Genomic DNA, 15,419 nt, shown 5'->3' on the forward strand with positions numbered 1-15,419 from the left:
CCCGTCGGGGCGGCGACCACGCACCAAGTATATGTCACGCCGGGGACCACGTGGCAGTATGTCTGATTCGGTCTCCGAACACCGCCCTCCCGCCGCGGCGGACTCGGCGGCGACGCTCCGTTGCGAGCAGGTCGTCCGGGAGTACACCCGCGGCTCCGACTCGCTTTTCTCCCGCGGGTCCGACGCCCCGACGGTCCGCGCGCTCGACGGCGTCTCGATTTCGGTCTCGACGGGCGAGTTCGTCGCCATCGCCGGGCCGAGCGGGAGCGGCAAGTCCACGCTGTTGCACCTCCTCGCCGCGCTCGACACGCCCACCCGCGGCGACGTCCGCATCGCGGGCACCGACGTCCGGTCGCTGTCGAACCGCGGGCGGACGAAACTCCGCCGCGACACCATCGGCATCGTCTTCCAGCATTTCCACCTGCTCCCCTCGCTTTCGGCCCGCGGTAACGTCGCGCTCCCGCTCATCGAACGCGGCGTGTCGAAGCGCGACCGACGCGCCCGCGCCGAAGAACTGCTCGAACGGGTGGGCCTCGGCGACCGCGCCGGCCACAAGCCGGGCGAACTCTCCGGCGGCGAGCAACAGCGCGTCGCCATCGCCCGCGCGCTGGTCTCCGACCCCGCGGTGCTCATCGCCGACGAGCCGACCGGCGAGTTGGACACCGAGACGGGCCAACGCGTCCTCGACTACATCGAACAGACCGCCACGGAGCGGGCGGTCGTCGTCGCCACGCACGACGAACACGTCATCGAGCGGGCCGACCGCGTCGTCCGCCTCCGCGACGGCCACGTGGTGAGCGATGGCTAGGCGACACCGGCTGTTCGGCGTCGTCGGCCTCGCGGGCCGGCGCGTCCTCGGTCGCCTGCGGACCACCTCCTCGAAGCAGGTGCTCCTGAGCGTCCTCGGCGTCGCCCTCGCCGTGACGCTCATGACGACAGTCAGCGGCATCGCCCTCGGCCTCGGCGCGGAAAACGCCATCCAGAGCGAGGGCGTCGATTACTGGGTCGTCCCCGAGGCCAGCACGGCCTCGTCGGTCGCCGTCTCGGTCGGCAGTCCGCAACTCGGCGACACCCACGCGATTACCGACCGGCTCTCGCGCGACGAGCGGGTGGACTACGCCACGCCGGTCCAGACGCAGTTGGTGACGCTCGCGCCCGAAGGCGGCTCGACCGACGAGTACGTCCTCGCGGCGGGCATCATCCCGCCGGAGGAACCCACGTCGGTCGTCGGCGTCTCGACGGAGGCGCTCACGCCGGGGGACCCCCACTACGCCAACGGGAGCTACGACGGTCCCCGAACCGGCGAACTCGTCCTCAACGACGCCGCCGCGGAACTGCTCGGCGTCTCGGCCGGCGACGAGGTGACCGCGAGCGTCGGCGGCTCGAAGGCCGCCTTCACCGTCGCCGACGTCCGCGAGGGGTCGCTGTCGTCGGGCGTCGGGCCCGTCCCGGTCGCGCTCGTCCACCTCTCGGAACTGCAGACGATGACCGGCTCGACCGAGGGCGACCTCGCGGACCAACTGCTCGTCAGCACCGACTCGGCGGGCGTCCGGTCCGACATCGAGGCGCTCTACCCGCGGACCTCGGTCGTCACGCAGACCGGCCTCGCCGTCCGCGGCGCGTCGACCTCCAGTCTCCCCCTGGCGATGGCCGCCGTCTCGCTCGTCGTCGCCGTCCTCGTCGGCGTGCTGTTCGTCGCCACGATGATGGGCCTCGAAGTCAACGCGGACCGCCGCAATCTCGCCGTGCTCTCGGCGATGGGCTACCGGACGAGTTCGCAGATGTTGCTCGTCGTCGCCGAGACGGTGGTCGTCGCCACCGTCGGCGGCGTCGTCGGCGTCGTGGCCGGCATCGGCGGCATCCACCTGACGAACGCGATTACGCGGGAGCTACTCGGGGTGCAGGTCGCGCTGTTCGACCCGGTGCTCGTCGGCTACAGCGTCGCGGTCGCGGCGCTCATCGGCCTCGTCTCCTCCGTCTATCCGGCGTGGCTCACCTGGCGGACGCCCACTCTGGAGGCGATGTCGCATGACTGATGACGACGGTTCGAACCGGAATTCGGACGCGACGGCGAACGGGAACGGGAACGGGAATCGTCGGGCGACCCCGGAGCCGTCGCGGTCCCCGCGGCTCTCCCGAGTCCGCGCGTCGGCGGGCATCGCGGTCTCACAGCTCTCTCACGCCCGCGGGCGGACGGTCCTGACCGTCCTCGGAATCACGCTCGCGGTCCTCGCGGCGACGCTTCTGGCCGGGACGGGAATCGGCGTGATACAGACGGGCCAACAGCAGTTCGACGCGGCGGGCCGCGACGTGTGGATTACCGGCGGCCCGGTCCGGTTCTCGCCGACCGGCGTCGGCGGCTTCGAAAACAGCATCGTCGACGCCCACGGGTTAGACGCCGAACTGGAGACCCGCGAGGACGTGAAACTCGTCACGCCGATGTCGTTCCAGACGGTGTACGTCAGGTCCAACGACTCCGACTACGAGACGCTCGTCGGCGTCGGCGCGCCCGCCCGCGGCGGGTCGGTCCAGATTACGAACGGCTCGGGGTTCAGCTCATCGGACGTCCACTACGGCGACGGCGACTACTCCGGGCCGATGACCCACGAGGTCGTCATCGACGAGCGGACCGCCGAGATGATGAACGTCTCCGTCGGCGACTCGCTGTACGTCGGCGGCACCACGGGCATCGCCCGCGAAAACGAGTTCACCGTCGTCGGCGTCTCGCCGACGTTCTCGCGGTTCCTCGGCACGCCGAGCGTCGTGGTCCACCTGAGCGAGCTTCAGGAGGTGACGGGCTCGACCGGCGCGGACACGGCCACGCTCATGACGCTCACCGTCGCCGACGGGGCCGACCCCGAGGCGGTCGCGGCCGACATCCAAGCGGACTACCCGGACTACGACGTGCGGACGAATCAGGAACAGCTCACGGAGATTCTGCGCGACCAGGCGGTCATCATGGCCGCCGGCGGGAGCCTCGTCTTCCTCGCGTTGCTGGCGGGGCTGGCGCTCAGCGTGAACGTCCTGCTGTCGCACGTCTACCACCAAACGCGGGAGCTCGCCGCGCTGAAGGCGCTCGGCACGTCGTCGTCGACGCTGTCGCTGACGCTCGTCGTGCAGTCGCTCGTCCTCGGGACGCTCGGCGGCCTGCTCGGGGTGGCGCTGTCGTTCCCGGCCGCGCGCGGGCTGAACCGACTGGCCCAACTGCTCGTCGGGTTCGGCGACGTGGTCGTCCTCCCGGAGACGGTCCTCGCCGGCGGCTTCGCCATCGCGTTCGTGATGAGTCTCGTCTCGTCGCTCGCGGTCAGCCGACAGGTAGCCGGCATCCGACCGCTCGACCACCTGTAGTCGCGGCGTGGCGTCCGGGGGGTTCCCCACCCCCGCAAGCGATAGTTTAGTTATCCCGCCCCGTCCACGACCGTACATGGCAACGGCACGACGCGAGCGGTTCATCCGCGCCCAGCTCGCCTGGATGCTCGGCGCGACGCTCGTCTTGGTCCTCCTCGACGCGCTGTCCTACGAGCTGGTGTTCGTCGTGTCCCTCATCGGTTTCCTCGTCGTCGTCGAACTCACCGCGCCGGTCGCGGTGACGCCCGCGTGGCGGCGGCGGCTCCTGTGGCTCATCGGCGGCGGCCTCGTCGCCTTCGGCTACATCGTGGTCAGACGCATCCTCGACATCCTCCCGCCGGGGGTGTTCTGAGTGCGCCTCGGCTCCCGCGAGGTCGGCTATCCGCACCTGTTGGCGGCGGCGCTCCTCGTCGCGATGCTCGTCGGCGTCGGCGTCGGCGCGGGCACCTCGTCGTCGACCTACGGCGCGTTCAACGCCGCGTGGGACGGCGGCTCGGGCATTCGCGGCGTCGCCTCGGACGCGGGTGCCGAGACGCAGGTCGTCTACAACACCACCGAGTACGAGACGGTCGACCCGGCGGGCACCGTCGCGTTCGTCATCTCGCCAGAGCGGGGCTACACCGACGCCGAGGCCGCCCGCATCGAGTCGTTCGTCCGCGCCGGCGGCACCGTCGTCGTCGCCGACGACTTCAGGCCGCACGGGAACGACCTGCTCGCCCGACTGGGCGCGTCGGCGCGCATCGACCGGACGCCGCTCCGCGACGACCGCCACCAGTACCGCGCCGGCGCGCTCCCGGTCGCCACACGCGTCGCCGCCGACCCGCTCACCCGAAACGTGACGCGACTCACATTGAACCACCCGGCGACGGTGACGGCGAACGAAAGCACCGTTCTCGTCCGCTCGTCGAACTTCTCGTATCTCGACCGCGACGACGACGGCGAACTGGACGACGCCGAGACGCTTCAGTCGTACCCCGTCGTGACGGCAGAGCGCCTCGGCGCGGGCGACGTGGTCGTCGTGAGCGACCCCAGCGTGTTCATCAACGCGATGCTCGACCGGCCGGACAACCGGGCGTTCGCGGCGGCGCTCGCGGCCGACCGACAGACCGTCGTGTTGGACTTCTCGCACGCCGAGGAGCGCCCGCCCCTGCAGGTCGCGCTTCGGGCGCTCCGGGGCTCGGCCGGATTGCAACTCCTGTTCGGCGGCCTCGTCGTCGGCGCGGTCGCGCTCGTCGCCCGGCGGGGACGGCTCTCGTAGGCCGTCGAGGCGCTCGGGGGCGCGGTCGGCCCGCCGTCCGTCTCGCGGGCTCGCCGAGACCGCAGTTATATGTGGTCGCCGTCCCGACTGTTGCCATATGAGTGCTCCCGAAGAGGTCTACGAGGCCATCCTGGACGAGACGTCGCAACTCCTCGTCGGGAACGAAGACGCGATAGAGGCGCTCACTATCGCGTTGCTGACAAACGGGCACGTCCTCCTCGAAGGGGTTCCGGGCGTGGCTAAGACGACTATCGCCAACCTGTTCGCACACGCCGCGAACCTCGACTACCAGCGGATTCAGATGACGCCCGACGTGTTGCCGGCCGACATCACGGGCACCCACATCTACCGCGAGAACCTCGGCGAGTTCGACCTCCAGCGGGGGCCGGTGTTCTCGAACGTCGTCCTCGCCGACGAGATAAACCGCGCAACGCCGAAGACGCAGTCGGCGCTCCTCGAAGCGATGGAAGAGGGGCAGGTGACAATCGAAGGCGAGACGCTCAAGCTCCCCTACCCGTTCATGGTCGTCGCCACGCAGAACCCAATCGAGTACGAGGGGACGTTCAACCTCCCGGAGGCCCAGCGCGACCGCTTCCAGTTCAAGGTCGTCGTCGACATCCCCGACCGGGCCGACGAGCGGGAGATTCTCGAACGGTTCGACCGCTCGCCGTCGCTCAAGCCCTCGGACATCTCGAACGTCATCGACGACGCCGACATCGGGGAGGCCCGGCAGGTCGTCACGAGCGTCCACGTCGACGACAAGGTGTTCGACTACATCCTCGACCTCGTCGGCGCGACGCGGACGCACGCCGCGGTCGACTTCGGCGCGTCGCCCCGCGCCTCGCTGGCCTTCCTGCGGGCCGGGAAGGCCGCCGCGGCGATTCGCGGCCGCGACTACGTGATTCCGGACGACGTGAAGCGACTGGCTCCGATAATCATGTCACACCGCCTCGTCCTCGGGACCGAGGCAGACATCAGCGGGCGCGATCCCCGAGACGTCGTCGAGGAGGTCGTCGACACCGTGCCGACGCCCGAAGTCGGTCTCGACGAGTCGACGGCGACCTCGGTCGCGGGCGACGACGACTGAGCGCGAGTCGGCTATCGCTCGTCGGTTTCTGCTTCTGCTTCTGCTTCTGCTTCTGCTTCTGCTTCTGTTTCTCCAGTCACCGGTATTTCGACCTCGCGAGCTGTCTCCGACCCCGAATCCACGGACGACTCGTTGCCGTCCGCGTCACCGTCGCCGTCTTCGACCTCCCACCGGCAGGTGACGGCGAAGTCCGTCTCCTCGCCGGCGGTGACCTCTGTGACGACCGGCGCGTCGAGGCCGCGGGCGGCGACCACGGCGACGAACGACGCGACGGGCGTGTCGAACGTCTCGGCCGAGGCGAATCGGCAGTTTTCGACGCGAACCGTCAGGCGACCGTCCGCGGCGTCCGTCTCGGCGGTCGCGGTCTCGGCGAGTTCGAACAGCTCCACGAGGGCGTCGGTCGCCTGTCGCGCCAGCGTCTCGGGGTCGTCGCCGAGCGGGCCGTCGAGGCTCCGTGCGAACTCGTCGAACAGGCCGCCGCCGCTCGGGTCGAACGCGACGCCGCGGGTCAGTTCGTCGTCGGTGACGACGAAAGTGTCGCGGAGCGACTCGGCGTCGGGAAGGGCGTAGTCGCGGTGCTCCGGGACGAACAGGCGAACGCTGTCGCGCGCCTCGTCGGGGACGTAGACGGCCGCGTCCTGCAGGCCGAGTTCGTCGACGACGGCGGCGTGGTTGCGCGCGTGCGCGCCGAACACGGACGACCCGACACTGACGGGGATGAATCGCTCGGGGGTGAGATACCGCGTCACCGCGGCGGCGAACAGCCCGATAGCGCCGAGGACGACGAGCGTCTCCCGGACGGGCGGAAACAGCGCGCCGCCGATGAGGCCGGCGACGCCGAGTCCGGCCAGCGCGACGGCGGTCTGTCGATACCGGCCCGTTCGGAGCGCCTCGTAGCGCTGTCTGAGCCGGGCGTTCTCGCGTCGGAGGGTGGCGAGTTCGCCGCGGGCGTCGTCCGCCTCGTCGGTGCTCGGTCGCCTGTCGCCGCCGCCATCGCCGGTGGCGGCCGAAACGACGGCGCGGGCGTCCCCGTTGGTCAACGCCGACTCCCGGTCCCGGTCGCGGGCGTCGTCCGCGCTCATCGCTCCGCCTCCGTCGCGTCGACGAGGCCGAGCGCGACGCGCTCGTAGCGGTGGAGTCCGTAGGCGACCGCCGCCGCGAGGACGGCGGCGACCAGCGCGGCCTGCCACGCCCACCGGAGCGTCGTCCACAGCGCCCACGCGACCCCGAGGGCGACGACGTAGCCCGCCGCCAGTCTGGCGAGCCGAGCGCGGTCCGGCGGCCGCTCGTACGCGGCGCTCGCGAGGAGCGGGAACGCGGCCAGTTGCGTGGCTCCGAGCGCGACGAGGCCCGCGTCTCCGAACAGCGAGACGGCGGTCAGTTGGGCGACGACGAACGCGAGCGGTCCCTCGCTCGCCGCCGCCGCGACGAGGACGAAGCCACCCGCGGCGACCCCCCACAGCCCGTCTGTCAGGCTCACCGCGAGGGTGAAACAGAGGACGCCCGCCGCGTCCATCGGGGTGAGCTCGTTCGCGTCCAACACGGTTCGAATCGTCCGTTCGCTCTGGTTCACAGGTGTCTCCATCGGTATCACTCCGCGGCGGTGGCCCGCCCCGTCGCCAGTTTCATCGCGCTCTTCGGGGCGACCTCGTAGGCGGTGACGTTCGGCAGGCGTTCGAGGCGCTTTCTGAACTCCTCGAAGGCGACGAACCCGGCCGCGTCGCCCGCCCCGTTCGCACCGCTCGCGCCGGCGCTGTCGCCTTCGGCCGCGTCGTCGAAGAACGTCGTCGGCGTGAGGAAGACGCTCGTCTGGGAGCTTCGTTTCGACGCGACGACGACCGCCTCGTACGTCTCGACTTTCGCCGAGTCGTCGGTGATGAGCACGAGGTGGTCCTGTCGGTCCGACCGCGAGCACGCGGACTTCACCGCGTCGAAAAGCGGCCGGTCGCTGACCCGCGAGACGTAGCTCTCGCCGTCGTCGAGGTACGGCCGGAGCGTCGCCGCGAACGCCGAGTCGTCGCCGGCGAGACGGCGACTCCGCTTGCGGGCGTCTTCCGGCGCGACCGGGCGAGACGCGCCGACCGGGCGGCGCGGGCTGGTCGTCGGCGCTATCGCGAGCAGTCGCCGCCGAACCGTCTGGTAGGCGTTCGACGACGAGGAGGGGCCGAACTCCCACGTCGTCGCATCGTCCCCGACGAACTGCGCCGAGATCGGGTCGGAGTGGGACTCCGCGGCGTCGACGAGGCCGAGCGCGACCTCGCGGGCGTACGACAGCATCGTCCGCCCGGTCGGCCCGCGGTTCATGTGCGACCCGCAGTCGACCACGAGCGACAGCAGGTAGTCGGACTCCGATTCGAACTCGCGGATGTACGGGTGGTTCATCCGCGCGGTGGTCTTCCAGTCGACCTGCGAGAGCGTGTCGCCGGGGAGGTACTGCCGGGTCTCGTGGGGGACGTGCCCCGGGCCGGTCTGGTCGCTGGCGTGGTCGCCGAAGGTCGCGCCGACCAGTTCGCCGCCGCGGCCGACGTGGACGCCGTCGGGGGCCGGCGGTTCGACCAGACAGCGGGCGTCGAGGTCGAGCGTCACCGTCTCGGTGAAGAAACCGGCGCGGCCCTCGATGTCGACGGCGGCCTCGTCGAACGCGATTCGCCCGGCGACGGGGAACTCCACACTGCACGTGACCGACCCCTCGGTCTCGCCGGGGTCGAACGCGACCGTCCGGCGGGACCGCTCCGGCGCGTTCACGCTCGGCGGCGCGACGAGTTCGACCTCGACGGGCGCGTCGACGGCCTCGGACAGCGACGCCGTCAGCGTCACCGCGGCGCGGTCGCCGACGAACACCGACGTGGGCTCGACCGAGACGGTCGCAGAAAGGTCGCGGTCGACAGCGCGCATCGCCTCGACGGCGTCGACCTGCGCGACGACGAGCCACGCGGCGAGGCCGGAGGCGGCGACGAGCGGCGTCGGCTCGTCGAGGACGACCGCGTAAACGGCGAGAGAGCAGGCGACGCCTGCGAGCGCGGCCCACCGGCGGGTCGGAAGCATCGTGGATTCGATTCGTGCCGGCCAAGTTGAATGTTTGTGTTGGGCGCGGGCCGCTGTCGGCCGCGCGCCCTCCGAGACCCGGGGCGCATTCGGCGTTCACCCGGCCGTTAAACCGGTTGTTAACCCGGTGCAGTCCCCGAATCTCGCGACCCGCCCGTCCGCGGAGCGTCAGCCGAATGCCAAAACCCATTAGGTCCCCCCGTCTGGCTACGGGTAGTGCGTGGAGAATCGGGCCGCCGGGCGCGGTTGCTTTGGACGATGTTCGTCGTCGTCTGTCTCGTCGCGACAGCGCCGGTGGCGGTCGTTTCCGCGGGGACGGGGGCCGCCGCGTCCGCGGACGGCCCGGCCGCGACGACGTCAGCGCCGGTCGGTGCCGACTCGGGCCGCGCTTCGGCGCTCGGGCCGGCCGCGGGACCGCCGCGACAGACCGCCAACGAGACGAACAACAGCACCGGCGTCCTCCACGAGAACCCCGACGAGGTCGGCGACGAGAACCGACTCGACCGCCTGCTTTCGTACCTCTCGGGCGAACTCAACGGCGACATCGGCGCGAGCGCCCTGCGACTCAGTCAGGGCGAGTACGAGGCCGCGAGGGCGGCGCTCGGCGACGACTACGACGACTCGCTCGCCAAGTACGTCGACGTGGAAGGCGAGACCGGAGCCGACCGCGCGGGCGAGGAGTACCGGACCGTCGGCGAGACCCAGCGGGCGTACGTCGACACCGTCAGCGAGTTCCGCGAGACCCGCCGCGAGTACGAGGCGGCGAGGCAGGCGGGCGACGACGACCGCGCCCGCGAACTCGCCCGCGAGCTGACGCGTCTCGCCGAGGACGGAGAGACGCAGTCCGACCGGCTCACGGACGCGTTCGAGACGATTTCGAACCGGACCGACGGCGACCTGACGGACTCCAGCGCCCGAATCGAGGCGGTGCAGGCGAACATCTCCGAGCGGCGCGACGAAATCGTCTCCCGCGAGTTCGTCGCCACCCGCCTCAGCGTCGACGACTACGACCGGGACATCTCCTTTACCGACCCGCTCGTCCTCTCGGGGTCGCTCGTCGCCGACAACGGCACGCCGGTCGCGGCGACGACCGCCCGCTTCGCGGTCGGCGGGCAGACGGTCCGGTCGGCGGTCGCCCCCGACGGCTCGTTCGAACTGACCTACCGACCGACGCGGATTCCGGCCGACACCTCGTCGCTCGTCGTCCGGTACCTCCCGAACGACGCGTCGATGTATCAGGCGACAGAGCGGGTCGTCCCCGTCGCCGTCTCGCAGGTGAACGCGACCGCGGAGCTGTCGGAGCCGTCCGCGTCGCCCTACGGCTACGCCGACGCCGTCTCGGTTCGCGCCGCGGTTCGTGCGAACGGGACGCCGGTGGCTGACTACCCGCTTTCGGCGACGTTCGCCGGGTCGGCGGCGACCGCGGCGGCGACGAACGCGAGCGGCCAATCGGCCGTCTCGGCGACCGTCCCGGCGACCGCGACGGGGACGGCCTCGCTCCGCGTCGCGCCCGACGGCGACGACAGGGCAGTCACGTTCGCCCCCGCGACGGCGTCGGTCCCGCTCGAAACCGAGGAGACGACGCTCGACGCGAGCGCCCGGGAGACCGGGAACGGGACGGTCGCCGTCGAGGGCCGACTCGAAACCGACGAGGGAGAGGCCGTGCGCGGTCAGACGGTCGCCGTCAGCGTCGGCGGGCGCGCGGTCGCGTCGGCGACGACCGACCGGTCGGGCGCGTACCGGGCGACGTTCGACCTCCCGAGCGACGCCAGCGCCGAGAACGCGACCGTCTCGGCCGCCTTCGACGGCGCGGGGACGAACCTCGGGTCGTCCGCCGCGACGGCGAGCATCCGGCTCTCGAACGCTGTCGCCGACGGCGGAAACGGCGCGTCCGGCGGACTCCCGTTCGACCCGCTCGACCTCGCGTGGGTCGTCGTCGGGACCGCGGTCGTCGGGCTCGTCGCCGCCGTCCTCCTCCGGCGGAACGGAGCTGGCGACTCCGTGACGGCGGCGGTCGCCGACGAGTCGGCCGCGTCGGACGCCGGCGACGCGGCCGAGTCGGACCCGGAAACGACGGAGACGACGGCGTTGGACTCGGCGGCCGCGGCCCTCGACGCCGGCCGGCCGAACGACGCGGTGGTCGTCGCCTACGCGGGCGTCCGAGAGTCGCTCGGGACCGCCGCGGGGGTGGACGACGCCGCGACCCACTGGGAGTTCTGCGACCGCTGTGTCGACGCCGGCGTCGCGCCCGCCGACGCGCTCGAATCGCTCACCGCGGGGTACGAGCGCGCGGCCTACAGCGGGCTCTCGGTGAGCGACGAAGACGCCGCCGAACTGGTCGAGACGGCCCGCTCGCTCGCCGACCCGTCCGGGTCCGACGCGCTCGACTCGTCCGAGTCGGGCGACGGTACGGACTCCTCGGAAGCCGTCGGCGCGGTCGAGTAGCGCCGCCGGAACCCGCGGCTGACAAATGATTTTTGTGTTCGTGTCTCCCACCTCGGGTAGATGTCGCCGCGCCAAGACTGGCGGTTGTTCCTCCCCGGACCCGTCCGCGAGCTCCCGGCCGACCTCGCGGTCGTCGTCGCGGGGGTCGCGCTCACGCTCGTCGCGACGCTCACGCCCGGACTGGCGGGGACGCCGCTTCGGGTCGTCGTCGGCCTGCCGTTCGTGCTTTTCATCCCCGGCTACGCGCTCATCGCGGCGCTGTTCCCCGAGCGCGGCCCGCCGATAGACGCCGACGAGGGCCACGACCGGATTGAGGGTATCGACGGAATCGAGCGGGTGGCGCTGTCGTTCGGAACGAGCATCGCTGTCGTCCCGCTTCTCGGCCTCGTCCTCAACTTCACGCCGTGGGGGATACGGCTCGCCCCCATCCTCGTCGTCGTGAGCGGCTTCACGCTCGTCGCGACGGCGTTCGCGGCGAGCCGGCGGTCGGCGCTCCCCGAAGACGAGCGACTGGTGGTCCCCTATCAGCGGTGGTTCGCCGCCGCGCGCGACGAGCTGTTCGAGCCGGCGTCGCGGACCGACGCGATGCTGAACGTCGTCCTCGTGGTGAGCGTGGTGCTCGCGACCGCCAGCGTCGGCTACGCGGTGGCGGTGCCGAAGGACGGCGAGTCGTTCACCGAACTGTACCTCCTGACCGAAGACGGGAACGACGAACTCACCGCCGACAACTACCCGGAGGAACTCGTCCGCGGCGAGCCGGCGTCGCTCGTCCTCGGCGTCGGCAATCGAGAACACCGGACGGTGAACTACACCGTCGTCGCGGTGCTCCAGCGCGTCGAGGTGTCGAACAACTCGACGACCGTCCTGGAGTCAGAGCGGCTCCGGACGTTCACCCCTCGACTCGAACACAACGAGACGTGGCACGAGCCACACGAGGTTCGCCCGACGATGACGGGCGAGCGCCTGCGACTGACGTACCTCCTCTACGAGGGCGCGCCGCCGGCGTCGCCGGCGGTCGACAACGCCTACCGCGAAGTCCACCTCTGGGTGACAGTTCGCGAGAGCTGACGGCCGAACCCGACCGCGGTCGGGCGGCGCGTGGCCGACCAGCCCGCTGACGTTTCTCGGGACCTCCCCGGAATCTGCGAGAACCGTCCCGTAGCTCGTGTAACTCGCTTGTGTTCTAGTTTTATCATCTCTGATAACCTATGGGTAACGCTTAGGGTGTTGCACGCTAAGCTTGCGACAGCGAAGTCACAATGCGAGACTCTGGAAGGACGGTATCCCGCCGCGGCGGCCGAGGTCCGAAGATAGAACGCATCGCGGACCGATACGGACTCGACGGCCTCGGCGACGACCTCGTCGCCGCGTGGCTCGGCGAGGGTCGGCCACAACGGAGCCTCCGCGAACTGGAGGGCGACGTGAACAAGCGACTCATCCGGGCCGCGCTCGACGAGGCCGGCGCGCACGTCCTCGATGGCGAGGCGGAGAACTTCTACCGACTCCTGACGAGCGACGACGTGACCGCGGGAAGCCGCACCGACGCGCGGAACACGCTCCGCGAGCGCGGCGTCGATGTCGAGCAGTTAGAGGCCGACATCATCTCTTACCAGTCGGTGTACAACTACCTCAAGCGACACCGAAACGTCGAGCGCGAGGACGACGACGACGACGAGACGGACGCGGCCGAGTCGGGACTCGCGACGATTCGAAAGCTCCGGTCCCGACTTCGCACCGTGACCATCGACGTCATCGACCGACTGGTGAAGGCCGAGGCGGTCTTCATCGGCGCGTACGAGGTCGAAGTCGACATCAGAGTCACCTGCACAGACTGCGACACGCGAATGACCCCGACGGCGCTTCTCTCTTCCGGGCACTGCGACTGCGACCACGACGGAGACGAGTAGCGGTTCGGGCGCTCTCACACATCCACATCCGACACATGAACGATTCAGAGGCACTTCAGGCGGCGACTGTCCACATACGAAACATCGGCGGCATCGACGAGCGGAGCGTCAGGCTCGACCCCGGCGTCACCGTGCTCACCGGCCGCAACGCGACGAACCGAACGTCCTTCTTGCGCGCGCTCATGGGGGCGTGCGGGAGCGACGCGGTCAGTCTCAAGGGCGACGCCGACGAGGGGATGGTCGAACTCGAACTCGACGGCCGGACGTACACCCGCATCCTCTCGCGCGAGAACGGGACGGTCTCGACCGACGGGACGCCGTACCTCCGAGACACGACGACCGCGGACCGCTTTGCGTTCCTCCTCGGCTCGAACGAGGCGCGGCGGGCGGTCGTCGCGGAGCGCGACCTCCACGACGTCATCATGGCCCCGGTCGACACCGACGCCATCGAGGCCGAAATCGAGCGCCTGCAGAGCCGACGCACGCAGGTCGAGCGCCGACTCGACTCGCTCGACTCGCTCGAAGCCGACCGGCGGTCGCTCGAATCCAAACGCGACGCCCTCGAAGCCGAAATCGAGGAGCTCGAAGCCGAGCGCGACGAACTCGACGCAGAAATCGAGGCCGAAGACCGGACGGTCGAGTCCCAACGCGAGAATCAGGCGGCGTTAGACGAGGTGCTGTCCGACCTCCAGTCGGCGCGGTCGGACCTCGAAACCGTCCGCTTCCGCCTGCAGAGCGAGCGCGAGAGCGTCGAATCGCTCCGCGAGGAGCGCGGCGAACTCCAGTCTGAGCTCGATTCGTTCGACGACGAGGCCGTCGACCCCGGCGAGGCGAGCGACCGCATCGACTCGATTCGGTCGCGCATCGAGTCGCTCAACTCGACGATTTCGGAGCTTCAGACCGTCGTCCAGTACACGGAGGACGTGCTCGACGGCAAGGCCGACCTCGTCGAGGACTCGCTGGGGGCGGTCGGCGGCGACGGCTCGGTGACCGACCGACTCGTCTCGTCGGAGACGACCACCTGCTGGACCTGCGGCACCGAGGTCGGCCGCGACCAGATTCGGGAGACGACCGACCGCCTCCGCGAGGTCAGAGACGAGAAACGCGAGGAGCGCGCCGAGCTCCGCCGCGAACTCGACGAGCTCGAACGGTCGATGCGGGCCGCCGAACGGGCCGAACGCGACCGCCGGAGCCTCCGCGACAAACTCCGGCGACTCGAAGACGAACTCGACCGCCGCACCGGGCAGATAGCGTCGCTGACCGAGCGGCGCGAGGCGATCGCCGAGCGGGTCGAAGCGCTCGAAGCCGACGCGTCGGACCTCCGCGGACAGGCCGAAGGCGACCTCATCGAACTCCACAAGGAGCTCAACGAGGCCGAGTTCGCGCTCGACCGGAAGCGCGACGAACTCGCGTCCGTTCACGACGACCTCGACGCGCTCGACGCCCGGTTCGACGAGCGCGAGGAACTCGAAACCGAACGCGCGCAGGTCGAAGAAGAACTCGAAGCCGCGCGGACCCGAATCCGCTCGCTCACGACCGCGGCGGTCGAGTCGTTCAACGAGGAGATGGAGACGGTGCTCGGTCTCCTCGGCTACGACAACATCGAGCGCGTCTGGCTGGAGCGGGTCGAACGCCGGGTCCGCGAGGGCCGTCGCAAGGTCGACAAGACCCAGTTCGAGCTCCACATCGTCCGCGCGTCGGACTCCGGCGCGGTGTACGAGGACTCCATCGACCACCTCAGCGAGAGCGAGCGCGAGGTCGTCGGCCTCGTGTTCGCCCTCGCGGGCTACCTCGTCCACGAGGTGTACGAGACCGTCCCGTTCATGCTCCTCGACTCGGTCGAGGCCATCGACGCCGAGCGCATCGCCGCGCTGGTCGACCACTTCGAGCAGTACTCGACGTTCCTCGTCGCGGCGCTCCTCCCGGAGGACGCCCAGGCCCTCGACGCGTCGTACCGGCGCGTCACGTGGGGAACCGACGTGACGCCGACCGCCTGACCGCCCCGGCCTACCCTGACCTGCACCGACCTGAACCGACCTGCACCGACCTGAACCGACCTGCACCGACCTGTCCGCGTCACTTCGCGACGACAGTCGCCTTCTCGTGTCTTCGTTGTGTTCGTTCCGGCTGACTCTCGCTCGGCTCCGTCGGACGTTCGGGGTCTCACTCTCCTGTCTGTCGTTTGGACTGTTCGACTGCCGCCTCACTCCGACAGCCCGGTGCGTCGCCCCAGCGGGCGTTTCACGGCCCATCTCAACCACGGTAGTATTGCATTATTCTAGCACTATCAAGGGCACATACCGATAGTACGCAAGAAATATAACAGATT

13 protein-coding genes are annotated in these 15,419 nt (G+C 70.3%); 10 read left to right on the top strand and 3 right to left on the bottom strand.

What is annotated here, in order from left to right; all coding sequences use genetic code 11:
• Positions 1-58: 58 nt before the first annotated feature.
• From C438_RS09530 to C438_RS09555, 6 genes are all read left to right on the top strand, one after another.
• Positions 59-808, top strand: a complete 750-nt coding sequence (locus C438_RS09530) for an ABC transporter ATP-binding protein (protein WP_004969159.1) — start codon at positions 59-61, stop codon at positions 806-808.
• The gene (locus C438_RS09535) at positions 801-2,036 is read left to right on the top strand and encodes an FtsX-like permease family protein (protein ID WP_004969161.1); all 1,236 of its coding nucleotides are present in this window, start codon (positions 801-803) and stop codon (positions 2,034-2,036) included. The genes C438_RS09530 and C438_RS09535 overlap by 8 nt, the downstream gene beginning before the upstream one ends.
• Positions 2,029-3,348, top strand: a complete 1,320-nt coding sequence (locus C438_RS09540; protein ID WP_004969162.1) for an ABC transporter permease — start codon at positions 2,029-2,031, stop codon at positions 3,346-3,348. The genes C438_RS09535 and C438_RS09540 overlap by 8 nt, the downstream gene beginning before the upstream one ends.
• Positions 3,349-3,424: 76 nt before the next feature.
• Positions 3,425-3,700: a hypothetical protein gene (locus C438_RS09545; protein ID WP_004969163.1), complete on the top strand. Its 276-nt coding sequence runs from the start codon at positions 3,425-3,427 to the stop codon at positions 3,698-3,700.
• A complete protein-coding gene (locus tag C438_RS09550) occupies positions 3,701-4,606 on the top strand; it encodes a DUF4350 domain-containing protein (protein WP_004969164.1) in 906 nt (301 codons plus the stop codon).
• A gap of 97 nt (positions 4,607-4,703) precedes the next feature.
• Complete coding sequence (locus C438_RS09555; protein ID WP_004969165.1) at positions 4,704-5,693, top strand: AAA family ATPase; 990 nt, start codon at positions 4,704-4,706, stop codon at positions 5,691-5,693.
• A gap of 11 nt (positions 5,694-5,704) precedes the next feature.
• Here the strand turns inward: C438_RS09555 and C438_RS09560 are convergent, their stop codons facing one another.
• Genes C438_RS09560 through C438_RS09570 form a run of 3 tightly spaced genes read right to left on the bottom strand, consistent with a single transcriptional unit; the run spans position 5,705 to position 8,738 of the window.
• Positions 5,705-6,775, bottom strand: a complete 1,071-nt coding sequence (locus tag C438_RS09560; RefSeq protein ID WP_004969166.1) for a hypothetical protein — start codon at positions 6,773-6,775, stop codon at positions 5,705-5,707.
• On the bottom strand, positions 6,772-7,266 hold the full coding sequence (locus tag C438_RS09565; protein ID WP_004969167.1) for a hypothetical protein: 495 nt from the start codon (positions 7,264-7,266) through the stop codon (positions 6,772-6,774). Before C438_RS09565 ends, C438_RS09560 begins: the two co-directional genes overlap by 4 nt.
• 17 nt (positions 7,267-7,283) lie before the next feature.
• Positions 7,284-8,738, bottom strand: coding sequence for a DUF58 domain-containing protein (locus tag C438_RS09570; RefSeq protein WP_004969168.1), 1,455 nt, complete (start codon positions 8,736-8,738; stop codon positions 7,284-7,286).
• Positions 8,739-8,996: 258 nt separating this feature from the next.
• Between C438_RS09570 and C438_RS09575 the strand changes: the two genes are divergently transcribed.
• The 4 genes from C438_RS09575 (at position 8,997) to C438_RS09590 (ending at position 15,087) form a co-directional block, all read left to right on the top strand.
• Positions 8,997-11,183: a DUF4129 domain-containing protein gene (locus C438_RS09575; RefSeq protein ID WP_004969169.1), complete on the top strand. Its 2,187-nt coding sequence runs from the start codon at positions 8,997-8,999 to the stop codon at positions 11,181-11,183.
• Positions 11,184-11,243: 60 nt separating this feature from the next.
• A complete protein-coding gene (locus C438_RS09580) occupies positions 11,244-12,251 on the top strand; it encodes a DUF1616 domain-containing protein (RefSeq protein ID WP_004969170.1) in 1,008 nt (335 codons plus the stop codon).
• Between the two features lie 191 nt (positions 12,252-12,442).
• Positions 12,443-13,090, top strand: coding sequence for a rod-determining factor RdfA (gene rdfA, locus C438_RS09585; RefSeq protein ID WP_004969171.1), 648 nt, complete (start codon positions 12,443-12,445; stop codon positions 13,088-13,090).
• Between the two features lie 35 nt (positions 13,091-13,125).
• Positions 13,126-15,087, top strand: a complete 1,962-nt coding sequence (locus C438_RS09590) for an archaea-specific SMC-related protein (RefSeq protein WP_004969172.1) — start codon at positions 13,126-13,128, stop codon at positions 15,085-15,087.
• Positions 15,088-15,419: the final 332 nt, after the last annotated feature.

This window comes from Haloferax denitrificans ATCC 35960 (assembly GCF_000337795.1).
In the GTDB taxonomy this organism is placed as follows: Archaea; Halobacteriota; Halobacteria; order Halobacteriales; family Haloferacaceae; genus Haloferax; species Haloferax denitrificans.

Coding starts and splice junctions, on each gene's coding strand:
- C438_RS09570 (WP_004969168.1), bottom strand. CDS start 8,738: ATGCTTCCGACCCGCCGGTGGGCCGCGCTCGCAGGCGTCGCCTGCTCT.
- C438_RS09580 (WP_004969170.1), top strand. CDS start 11,244: ATGTCGCCGCGCCAAGACTGGCGGTTGTTCCTCCCCGGACCCGTCCGC.
- C438_RS09560 (WP_004969166.1), bottom strand. CDS start 6,775: ATGAGCGCGGACGACGCCCGCGACCGGGACCGGGAGTCGGCGTTGACC.
- C438_RS09590 (WP_004969172.1), top strand. CDS start 13,126: ATGAACGATTCAGAGGCACTTCAGGCGGCGACTGTCCACATACGAAAC.
- C438_RS09575 (WP_004969169.1), top strand. CDS start 8,997: ATGTTCGTCGTCGTCTGTCTCGTCGCGACAGCGCCGGTGGCGGTCGTT.
- C438_RS09535 (WP_004969161.1), top strand. CDS start 801: ATGGCTAGGCGACACCGGCTGTTCGGCGTCGTCGGCCTCGCGGGCCGG.
- C438_RS09545 (WP_004969163.1), top strand. CDS start 3,425: ATGGCAACGGCACGACGCGAGCGGTTCATCCGCGCCCAGCTCGCCTGG.
- C438_RS09540 (WP_004969162.1), top strand. CDS start 2,029: ATGACTGATGACGACGGTTCGAACCGGAATTCGGACGCGACGGCGAAC.
- C438_RS09530 (WP_004969159.1), top strand. CDS start 59: ATGTCTGATTCGGTCTCCGAACACCGCCCTCCCGCCGCGGCGGACTCG.
- rdfA (WP_004969171.1), top strand. CDS start 12,443: ATGCGAGACTCTGGAAGGACGGTATCCCGCCGCGGCGGCCGAGGTCCG.
- C438_RS09555 (WP_004969165.1), top strand. CDS start 4,704: ATGAGTGCTCCCGAAGAGGTCTACGAGGCCATCCTGGACGAGACGTCG.